At 44.8% G+C, this 10,799-nt stretch carries 7 protein-coding genes; 3 read left to right on the forward strand and 4 right to left on the reverse strand.

The features are described from left to right. Positions 1-349: 349 nt before the first annotated feature. From QUB64_RS18090 to QUB64_RS18100, 3 genes are read right to left on the reverse strand one after another with little or no spacing between them, the layout of a single operon-like run. Positions 350-1,456: an ATP-binding protein gene (locus QUB64_RS18090; RefSeq protein ID WP_333270191.1), complete on the reverse strand. Its 1,107-nt coding sequence runs from the start codon at positions 1,454-1,456 to the stop codon at positions 350-352. Continuing rightward, complete coding sequence (locus QUB64_RS18095) at positions 1,453-3,600, reverse strand: beta-propeller domain-containing protein (RefSeq protein WP_333270194.1); 2,148 nt, start codon at positions 3,598-3,600, stop codon at positions 1,453-1,455. The genes QUB64_RS18090 and QUB64_RS18095 overlap by 4 nt, the downstream gene beginning before the upstream one ends. Before the next feature lies 1 nt (position 3,601). Then, the gene (locus tag QUB64_RS18100; protein WP_333270197.1) at positions 3,602-4,975 is read right to left on the reverse strand and encodes a helix-turn-helix domain-containing protein; all 1,374 of its coding nucleotides are present in this window, start codon (positions 4,973-4,975) and stop codon (positions 3,602-3,604) included. A gap of 359 nt (positions 4,976-5,334) precedes the next feature. On the opposite strand from QUB64_RS18100, the gene QUB64_RS18105 reads away from it, so the two are divergent. After that, the gene (locus QUB64_RS18105; RefSeq protein WP_333270199.1) at positions 5,335-5,631 is read left to right on the forward strand and encodes a TRADD-N-associated membrane domain-containing protein; all 297 of its coding nucleotides are present in this window, start codon (positions 5,335-5,337) and stop codon (positions 5,629-5,631) included. Between the two features lie 393 nt (positions 5,632-6,024). Here the strand turns inward: QUB64_RS18105 and QUB64_RS18110 are convergent, their stop codons facing one another. Then, a complete protein-coding gene (locus QUB64_RS18110; RefSeq protein ID WP_333270201.1) occupies positions 6,025-7,377 on the reverse strand; it encodes a lipid-A-disaccharide synthase in 1,353 nt (450 codons plus the stop codon). 36 nt (positions 7,378-7,413) lie between these two features. On the opposite strand from QUB64_RS18110, the gene QUB64_RS18115 reads away from it, so the two are divergent. Then, entirely contained in the window at positions 7,414-7,893 is a 480-nt protein-coding gene (locus tag QUB64_RS18115; protein ID WP_333270204.1) for an ankyrin repeat domain-containing protein, read from the forward strand. 1,501 nt (positions 7,894-9,394) lie between these two features. Further along, a partial coding sequence (locus tag QUB64_RS18120; RefSeq protein WP_333394153.1) for a DUF4347 domain-containing protein occupies positions 9,395-10,799 on the forward strand: 1,405 nt, incomplete at its 3' end.

The following is a 10,799-nucleotide window of genomic DNA, read 5'->3' on the forward strand; positions in this document are numbered from 1 at the left end:
TGGGGGCGGGTTTATTTCAATTGTTGGTTGGTGTTAGATATTGTTGGTGAACCCGCCCCTACGATATTTGGGAAATTAGGAAATTTGGATTGATTTTGAGGTTGATTTGATATTGTCTGTGAGTGGGGGCGGGTTTATTTCAATTGTTGGTTGGTGTTAGATATTGTTGGTGAACCCGCCCCTACGATATTTGGGAAATTAGGAAATTTGGATTGATTTTGAGGTTGATTTGATATTGTCTGTGAGTGGGGGCGGGTTTATTTCAATTGTTGGTTGGTGTTAGATATTGTTGGTGAACCCGCCCCTACGATATTTGGGAAATTTAGAAATTATTCTCACATTCTGATACTCAACTTGACTGTTGGCTGAGCCAATCGCGGAAGCTGCTATGATAAAAACTATAGCAAACTTCTCCTCCGATTTCTTGCCGATCTAAAAATTCAATCCAATCATCTAAGACTTTCTCAACGTCGTATTCATCCTCATCAATTATTTCGGATATCGCACTTACGGATAAATTCGATCGCGATTTTGCCAAAACAGACACCACAGCCAACTCAACTGGCGACCAACCATCACCTCCCATCCGCTGGTAGTGGCTTTGATAATACGCTGCTAAACCGGGAGGAAGTTCCGAGAAAAGTGAGGACGTTTCCCCCAGATTAGCATCCGGGTGTGAATCCTGGGCAATGGATGGTAACATCTGACTCAGATACATGAAATTGTTTTCGCTGTGAGTTGCCAGTTGTTGAACCAATTCCGGTGCAGTTGACAGGAATTGCTGAATGTAGTTAAGGGCATCTTCCCGATTTTGTGCGGGATAATCCCTTAAATCTAGGAGTTGAGAGGGCGCTTCAATTAACAAACCGGATTTTTCTTTGACAAACGGGCGGCGGGCGAGGATAAAATAAGTACGATCGCCCAAATATCTCGGCAGGTAAAACAGATTTGTGCTGGGAGGTTGACTCGTGCGGGCGATCGCGTCTACAGTATCGATCGCAATTACTAACCGTTGCTGCGGCTCAAGTCGATCGCTAATTTTCTGAAGCAACAAAGACAAAAACCAATTCCCATCATTGGAGTCGAGATTTTGAAGTTGAGTTTTTAACTTGACAATTTCGGCTGTTTCCCCATTGGCGACTAGGTATTTGTCAATCAGTTGAGTGCAGACAGAAGCGAGAAAATCGGGCGATCGATTTTTGCCCTCAACACCAGCATTGTAATAGATACTGTCAGGATGGGCGCTGACATATTGAGCGAGGATGGAACTTTTGCCGCAGCCGGGAGTGCCGACAATTGTGAAATAACCACGGCTGTGGGAGTTCAGAAAGTCGGAAATCGCCGAAAAAACAAACTTGCGCCCTGTAAAATTCTCGGTTTTTTCTCGCAGGAGTTGCTGAAATTCCCTTGGGTAAGCAGCGGTAGAGATGGGAGATACCAGAGGTGAGGAATTCATGTTAGTTCCTCCATCCCTTCTAGCCGCAGGAAATATATCCGGCCGGATTCGTCGCCTGCGACAATTGTCAGTCCATCGGGGGCGATCGCGCAACAGGCGATCGGGTTTTCACCCGTGAAACTGGCAATGACACTTCCACTCGACAAATCCCAAACTTTGATGGTGTGGTCATATGAAGCAGAAATCGCCCGCTTGCCATCAGCAGTGACGGCTACTGCTTTTACCGAGTTGCTATGACCTTTGAGAGTAAACAGTTGCTTTCCAGTGGTTAAATCCCAGACTTTAATAGTGTTGTCAAATGAAGCAGAAATCGCCCGCTTGCTATCCGCAGTGACGGCAACTGCATTTACTAAGTCGCTGTCACTGGTGAAAGTAAACAGTTCCTTTGCAGTTGTTAAATCCCAAACTTTGAGAGTTTCGTCTCGTGAAGCAGAAATCGCCCGCTTGCCATCCGCAGTGACGCCTAATGCTGCTACGGAGAGTCTGTGACCTTTGAGAGTAAATAGTTCCTTTTCTTTAGTTAAATCCCAGACTTTGAGAGTTTCGTCTCGTGAAGCAGAAATCGCTCGCTTGCCATCAGCAGTGACGGCTACTGCTGTTACCCAGTTGCTGTGACCTTTGAGAGTAAACAATTGCTTTCCAGTTGTTAAATCCCAGACTTTGAGGGTGTTGTCTCCTGAACCAGAAATCGCTCGCTTACCATCAGCAGTGATAGCTACTGCATTTACCCAGTCGCTGTGATTTTTGACAGTAAACAGTTCCTTAGTAATAGCTACTACATTTACCGAGTTGCTTTGACCTTCTAAAATATTTTTTTCCTCTCCAGTAGTTAAATCCCAGACTTTGAGGGTGTTGTCATTTGAACCAGAAATCGCCCGCTTCCCATCACCAGTGACTGCTACTGCTTTTACCCAGTCGCTGTGGCCTTTGAGAGTAAACAGTTCCTTTTCCGTTGTTAAATCCCAGACTTTGAGGGTGTTGTCAGATGAACAAGAAATCGCTCGCTTCCCATCACCAGTGACTGCTACTGTTTTTACCCAATTGCTGTGACCTTTGAGAGTAAACAGTTCCTTTCGCGTTGTTAAATCCCAGACTTTGAGGGTTTTGTCATCTGAACAAGAAATCGCCCGCTTCCCATCACCAGTGACTGCTACTGCATTTACACTACTGGTGTGACCTTCGAGAGTAAAAAGTTGCTTTGTATTTGTTAAATCCCAGACTTTTAGGGTGTTGTCTCGTGAACCAGAAATCGCTCGCTTGCCATCAGCAGTGACGGCTACTGCTTTTACCGAGTCGCTGTGACCTTTGAGAGTAAACAGTTCCTTTCCAGTTGTTAAATCCCAGACTTTTAGGGTGTCGTCATCTGAACCAGAAATCGCTCGCTTGCTATCAGCAACGGCTACTGCATTTACCCAATTGTTGTGACCTTCGAGAGTAAACTGTTCCTTTCCATTGATTAAATCCCAAACTTTGAGGGTGTTATCCCGTGAACCAGAAATCGCTCGCTTTCCATCCGCAACGGCTACTGCATTTACCCAATTGCTGTGACCTCTAAGAGTAAATAATTCCTTTCCTGTGGTTAAATCCCAGATTTTGAGGGTGTTGTCAGATGAACCAGAAATCGCCTGCTTGCCATCCGCAATAGCTACTGCATTCACCAAACTCATGTGACCTTTGAGGGTGCGTATTATTCCCCTGTGAGGCGGAGTTAAACAGGATGTCAAAGGACGCAACCAAGGTGCTGCTTTCCACTGCTTAGCTACCTCTGCCATTGACTGAATCTCCGGAATGTTATAGTGCAGCAAGCGCCCTAACAATTGCTCTGCAAGTTGCGTTTTATCTCGATCCAAAATATCGGCTGACATCAACAGTGCCATTTGAATTAAGTTCAGGGATTTAAAATTTTCTGAGTTGTACTTTGGGTCACTTAATACTTCTGACTCATCAACTAAATTGAAATTATCAATAAGTGCCTGCACTCCAAACTCAGGATGCTGAATCTTTGCCATCAGAAAGTCAAAATTAGTCAGTATTTGATAATATTTTTCTAGATTTGCATAGTTGACATAATTGAGTGGCAAGCCCAGATAAACACGTTGATAGTAAAGTTTTTCGCCACCGAACTTATCAGCAAATTTTCCCATCTTACGCTATCCTATCCTCTACATACTCAGCAATCCGTTGATTTATTTCCTTAAATATCTTCCGCTTTGAATCCATCTTCCGTTTGTCTTGCAGAAAGTCAACGAAACTAGCATGATAGATGGTGTAACAGATTTCTCCATCTATATTCTGCTTTTTCAAATACTCTACCCACTCATCTAAAACCGCTTCCACATCACATTCATCCACCTTCGCAATTCCAGCAATCATGTCGCAGGGAGTCGCAGTTTTAATTTCTAGCAAAATATATAAGACAATCTCCATTAATTGTCCAGGCTTGGCTTCCAGCCCCATCCGCACCCAATGGTTTTGATAATACTGTTGTAGGCCGTCGGGTAATTGCTTTAAACTCAAGTCATTGTAATCACCCTTAGCAATAGCTGGCAAAACATACCGCAAATACATAAAATTGTTTTCGCTTTTATTTGCAAGTTTTTCGACAAAATTTGCATCAGAAATTCTGCGCTCTTGAATCCACTTTTTGAGTCCATTTTTATATTCATAATCGGCAGTTAGAATAAACCGAATATACTCTTTGATATCATTCTGATTAAAATTGACATACTGGTTATCTCTCAAATCTAACTCTTTTATCGGAGTTTCCGGAGATACATACAGCCGCTTCTTACCGAGGTTATAGGGTCGTCTCGTCAGCAGGAAATAAATGCCATCTGGCAGAGTCGTCGGTAAATGTAAAAGATTTTTACCCGGTTCTTGTTCGACTTCATCCAGTGCATCAACTACAATTATCAAACGTTCGCCAGCAGTGAGTTTTTCCGCCACCCTTGCCAGTAAAGTCGGTAAATCTGCATCTTCTGAATTTGGCAATTCATAGCGGTCAATTAATTGCCGCCGAATGCTCTTCAAAAACAATTCCGGTCTGTTGCGACCTTCGGCGAGAATATTGAAATAGCAGGGAGATTGATGTTCCGAGACGTATTTAGCAATAATGGAACTTTTGCCCATTCCCGCATCCCCGACGATTGTAAAATAACCGTGAGAATTTTGGGTTATAAATTGCTGAAAAGTATCAAAGACAAATTGGCGACCGCAAAATGTCCGATTTTTTTCTGTTATGAGTGATTCAAACTCTGGCGGCAGCGAATTTTGACCATACCAATTTTTTGGATCAACAATATCTGTTGGTTCTATTTCTAATGCTTTAGCAATATTTTCGACTGCCCATCTTTCTACGCCATTAAGACATTTTCTTGAACCGAGTAAGCGCTGAATTGTGTCAGTGGACACCTTAGCTTTTGTCGCTAATTCTTCTATCGTCAGGTTAGCTTGCTTGTATGATTCTTTGAGCTTACGTTTTCCACTTTCACTCGATTGAACTTTATCGGATTGGCGCATAGTAGCTTTTTAGGTATGGTTATTAGTTTTTCAGTTAATTCGATGATTTGATAATTTGATAATTCGATGATCCGACAGTCCGAATTTACGCACTCCGACAAAGAAACCGGTTTTTTTCCCGAATCTACGGGTGAAAACAAAATTTTTTCGTAAAAACTCGGTTTCTGATTCCCATGCGTAAATCCTAATTTAATCACTTCTTTCTGACGAGGGCAGATAGGTTTTAATCTCCTGCCCTATCTGCCCTAAACTTTAGGGCAAATCGAAAACTAAAACTAACCTTATCTGCCCTAGACTCTGACTTTTTGCTTAAGTAGGATATCTGTAACAAGACCAAACTACTAGGAGACGAAACAAATATGAATTTTAACTTATTCGGCAACTCGCACCCTGATGAAGATTATAGCGAACTTAAAAAAGAAATGCTCCGAGAATCGCTGCGGCAAGTTCGCCAAAGCTACAATCTTGCCCTTGCAGTCACCGCCGCCTCGGCTGCGATCGCCCTGGCAGGTGTAGGATTGCTGTATTGTAATAAAATCTCGGAAGCTACCGTTACTGCTTCCGGTGGATTGTTGGCAAGTTTGGGCAGCATTCAGTTTGCCAAGCAAAAGCAGGAAGAATTGCGGCAGATGATGGAGGATCTGGATAAGGACTAAAGCATTGGTGTCAAGTTAATCTAAAATGTAGCACGAATCTGCTGTCTTAAGTAAATTAACCACAAGACTTGTAGGGGCGGGTTCACCAACCATATCTGTTAGCAGCCCAGGGATATATAAACCCGCCCCACCCAACAAATAACTAACAGGTTGCATCAATTTTGATTGTGATGAAATAATGTAGGTTGATACTATCTGTGGGGTGGGGGCGGGTTTATTTAGATTGTTTGTTGGTGTTTGATATGGTTGGCGAACCCGCCCCTACGAGATTTGGTGAATTAGGAAATTTATATTGATTTTGATGTGGTTTTGATATTGTCAGTGGGTGGGGGCGGGTTTATTTCAATTGTTTGTTGGTGTTTGATATGGTTGGTGAACCCGCCCCTACGACAATTAATGATTATTGATAAAATCGACTTCTTCACAAACCAATTCAGCGATTTTCCGCGCCGCCCCAGATGCGCCCCGCACGCTGCGGAGCCGATCGCCAACGAGTGCTAATTTATCAGGATGGCTCAAATAGTCGATCGCCAGATCAGCCACAACATCCGGTTCCAGCTTACCAATCAACTCCGGTACAATCTCCTCCCGCGCCCAGATATTCGGCCAAGCATACAGCTTTCCCTTCCCCAATTGCAGAATCAGCCAATTAATCCCCGTCGCAAAAACAGAACCGACTAACGGCAAATTTGCCAACAATCCGGGTAAACCATCCCAAGCCTTCATCGCATCCAACTGCTGCGTCGGAATCAACACAATCATCGGTACAGCTAACGAACCCAATTCCGCAGTATTCGCCCCCACAGTAGTCAAACACAGGCTGCATTTCGATAGTAAATCGTAGGCTGGAGTCTCAGTCCAAAGTTCTATTTTTAAGCCATTTGCTGTCTGCAAAAACGGCGATTCTGTTAAATGTAATTGGGCGCTAGCGCTGTCAAATAAATGCACGCAAGGATTTTGTTCTGGGTTGGCAAAACGTGCTATAGTTTGCACATCTATGGTCGGAGCAACCGGAATTACAAAGCGAGTTTGAGGGCGGATGCGATGGATCGATTGCGCGATCGCCAAACATAACGGTACACCTAAAGCTAACTTCGCAGCTTTAGAACCCGGCAACAATCCAACTAATTCTATTCCCCGTAGGGGCGGTGCCCCCGTGCCCGCCCCATCCGCCTTAGAACCCGGTAACAATCCAACTAATTCTATTCCCCGTAGGGGCGGTGCCCCTGTGCCCGCCCTGTCTTTTGCGTCCGATTTGCGATCGCCTACTTCCGCGATCAAATCTCCCACAACTGCAAATTTATTAGCATATTTCTGCGGAACTTTAGCAAAAACTTCCGGTTTCATCGCCGCAAACCTATCAATCCAGCGATACCACCGCGCGTCCCATTCCGCATAGATAACCGTGCGATATTTTAGCCTTTTACCAATAACAACTGTAAAAAATTGGTCGCCGCCTAAAAACAAAACAACTCCCGTTTCGTACCAATCCCAATTTTCCGCAGTTTTGCCCGATAATAAAAATCGAAAAAAATGCTCCGGTGCTTGCACTCTATCCACTTCTGGGTAGTTCGAGGCGATTTCTGCTTCTTTCCCCGTGGCGTGCGGACAGGGGGACAGCACCACCGAGATTCGCGCTTCTGTGCCCCTGTTTGCCAATTGCTGGCGCAATGCTTGCACGGCGGGACGCACCCATGTTGCTAATTCTCCGGGCCCGTTGGAGAGGATTAAAATATCGACTGCCATAGGACTTAATATTTGAAAGGATACAAGGGAGAATTTATGACAGATTTAATGGATGCCGTCAAGACGGGTGATGTGGCGGCTGTGGAAAGTGCGATCGAACAACGTGCAGATATCAACGCCAAAGATGACGAAGGCGCCACGGCTTTGACGGCTGCGGCTGAGGCTGGCAATGCGGAAATTGTCAAAAAATTGCTCGCAGCAGGCGCGGAGGCTAACAGTCAGGATAATGACGGTTGGACGCCGTTAATGAGTGCCGCTGCTGCCGGAGATACCGAGATTGTACAGCTTTTGCTGGATGCGGGGGCGGATGTGAATGCTAAAACTGCTTTTGGTTTGACGGCTTTGATGAGTGCGGCGGGTAGCGGGCGCACTGATGTTGTGCAGGTTTTGCTCGATAAGGGAGCCGATCTCAAAGCAAAGGATAATAATACTTGGACTGCGTTAATCTGGGCATCCTCGGAAAATCACCAAGATGTTGTTGAGGTTTTGAAGCTGGCGCGCGATCGAACTCAATAAATAAGTATACGTAGGTTGGGTTGAGGAACGAAACCCAACGCAACTTGATGTTGAGCGGAGTAAAACAGAGGGTTCGCTCCAAGAGTCCAACCTAAATATAGCGCGTCTAAATCATTCATGCAGATTTGTAGGGGTAGTGCCAATAGAATTGGTGTCAACTTAAGGTCAAAGGTAGTCACAGAATGCTGTTTGACTATGAGGTCCCGAGCCCCCCTAGCCCCCCTTAAAAAGTAGGGCGGTTTTATGGTATCGATCGCAAAAAGCCGACTTTTCCGACTTGACAATCCGACCGATCGGGCCTAGAGAGATAGAGACAGCAAGCAATAAGACAAAGCAACAACAAAGCGCGATCGCCACATTGTAAAGATATCGTGAACTTGGAGAGAGTCTTGCAAAATATAGCAAGCTATGCTATAAAAAATAAGGCGCATCAAATTTTACTCGGTCGCATCTACATACTACTATTGCGCTCAAATACTCAGTAATTAACATCACAATTGGACTCGGCACCATCGCGCTTAGTTTGTGCTTTGCTGGCAGCTTGGCTGCGCCAAAATCCGCGCTTTCACGGGGTTATGACTAGGGCGTGTTTGCTTGCCCGATCCATCAGATCCCGATCCCCCTCGCATCCCCCTTCTTAAGGGGGACTTTGAGTGAGCTTCTTTCTCTTTACTCCCCCCTTGGGGTGGGGTTGGGGGGGGTGGGGGGGATCTCCGGGGAAAGAAAACACGCCCTAGCCCTGTCGAGAGTTGAGTCATCGAATGCTGGCGGCTGCAAGCAAAGACAGCAAATTTTCTGCGTTCATTTACTGCTAGCAAAAATGGCTAATTTGAGATTTAGGTAAAACAACTGAGTCAATTGAAATAATCCCAGGTTTATTAGTTACATATTTCCGCAAAAATACGGTGATATTCGCAAAAGTATCGAGATTTTTTCAAAGGCAATCTGAAGTGTTGACACGGAATAAAACCTATGTTATTTTATATAGATAACTTAACATTTGGTTGGAGACATATCTATTGCGGACAAAGATAATAGAATAATTGCAATCTGTTTTCGGCAAGGAATTAGAAGCAATTATTTTCAGAGCTATCGGCAGTTATTAATCATTTCAGTTGGATTCGATCGCACAGGCTTGAATCATAGCAGATCCAGGTTAGATATCCCTTGATGACTAACCGCGGGTTATTTTGTGCTGTACTTCGCAAGTCTTTTAAGTTTCTGCATTGGTGAAGTCAGTCCTTCGGGCTGACGCTTCGCTGGATTTGCCATGACCAAAAATGGCCTCAACGGGTAGTAAACCCGGATTTTTTATCAGTTATCTGGAGGGAGTTTAACTCCTGTCGGAGCCGTATGTAAACGATAGATATCAACAATTGCACCAACCATGAACTCACCAACCGCGAACAAGCAAATTATTTTCGTAGACGCCTCAGTACAAGACTATCAAAGCCTGATTCAAGACATCGATCGCGCTCAAATTTTCATTTAAAATGAAAATTTGAGCGCGATCGAACAAATTACTAACGCTTTGGCGGATCGAAAAGATATTGAATCCGTACATATCCTTTCACACGGCAGCCCGGGCAGTTTAAAACTTGGTGCAGACGTACTCAATGAGAATAACCTAGAAACTTTCAGCACTCAAATTAAACAGTGGGGAAATGCCCTGACAGCAAATGGCGACATCCTATTATATGGATGCGATGTAGCAGCCACAGAAGCTGGAGAAAACTTCATAAAGCGCCTCAGCGAAATAACCGGGGCAGATGTGGCTGCATCCACCGACAAGACGGGGAATGCAGCACTAGGTGGCGACTGGGAACTAGAAAAAACAACGGGTAATATCGAAGCCTCCCTTGCCTTTTCCAGCGAAGCGATCGCAACCTATGACGGTGTTTTAGCCCCACCCGTTCAATTTAACCTTACTTCAGTATTCGATCGCGATGTCATTATCAACTACACCGGAGGAGTCACAGACACCACACAAGACCCAGTGGGTTACGCAGTGGTTAGCTCGGGGATTGAGATAGATACCCTAGTCACTCAGTCCTTTGCCACATTTAAAGCAGGTGCTAATGGGAACGGTTTACCCGACAACGGCTTTTTTGCCGCGAATGCGTACCATCCCGACGTTCAGCTAGGCTACAACAACACCAATAACGGCAACAACGCCAAAGTCCTCACAACTAACGGTACATCCTTTACCATCCCAGTTACGCCCAACAAGTATTCAGAAATCCACCTGTTCGCTACCAGTACAAATGGCAACGCTGGGATGCAGGTGACATTTAACTATAGCGATAGCACTACCGGGACAGGCACAGCCACAGTTTCCGACTGGTTTAACGAAATTACCGAAACACCGTCTAGTTACTATCTGATTAACGGAATGGATCGGAGCACTGATACAACTGGAACAGCTTATACCGATGTCAACGATCCGGCCATATTCGGCTTCAAGTTCAATCCCGACCCAGCCAAAACACTGCAAAGCATTACCGTCAGTAAAACAAGCGGTACCACCGTTGATAATTATCTGGGAGTTTTCGGAGCCACAGGTGTTTTAGGAGCCACAGGTGTTTTAGAAACCATACCACCTACAGCCGCCAGTTTCACCCCCGCAGATAACGCCACCAGTGTTGCAGTTGCTGCTAATTTAGTAGTCAACTTGAGTGAAGCTGTCCAAAAAGGCACTGGCAATATTGTCATCAAGAAAGTCTCCGATAACTCAGTTGTAGAAACTATCAATGTCACAGCGGCAAATGTCACTGTTGCTGGTAGTACAGTCACCGTTAATCCCACGGCAGATTTAGCACTCGGTACTGATTATTACGTTGAAATTGCTGCTGGTGCAATTAAAGACTTAGCAGGTAATAATTATGCCGGTACTACAGGTGCAACTG

The organism is Microcoleus sp. Aus8_D2 (assembly GCF_036702665.1).
Classification (GTDB): Bacteria; Cyanobacteriota; Cyanobacteriia; order Cyanobacteriales; family Microcoleaceae; genus Microcoleus.

Excerpts from the sequence above, each read along its gene's own strand:
- QUB64_RS18115 (WP_333270204.1), top strand. The coding sequence starts at position 7,414 with ATGACAGATTTAATGGATGCCGTCAAGACGGGTGATGTGGCGGCTGTG.
- QUB64_RS18090 (WP_333270191.1), bottom strand. The coding sequence starts at position 1,456 with ATGAATTCCTCACCTCTGGTATCTCCCATCTCTACCGCTGCTTACCCA.
- QUB64_RS18105 (WP_333270199.1), top strand. The coding sequence starts at position 5,335 with ATGAATTTTAACTTATTCGGCAACTCGCACCCTGATGAAGATTATAGC.
- QUB64_RS18095 (WP_333270194.1), bottom strand. The coding sequence starts at position 3,600 with ATGGGAAAATTTGCTGATAAGTTCGGTGGCGAAAAACTTTACTATCAA.
- QUB64_RS18110 (WP_333270201.1), bottom strand. The coding sequence starts at position 7,377 with ATGGCAGTCGATATTTTAATCCTCTCCAACGGGCCCGGAGAATTAGCA.
- QUB64_RS18100 (WP_333270197.1), bottom strand. The coding sequence starts at position 4,975 with ATGCGCCAATCCGATAAAGTTCAATCGAGTGAAAGTGGAAAACGTAAG.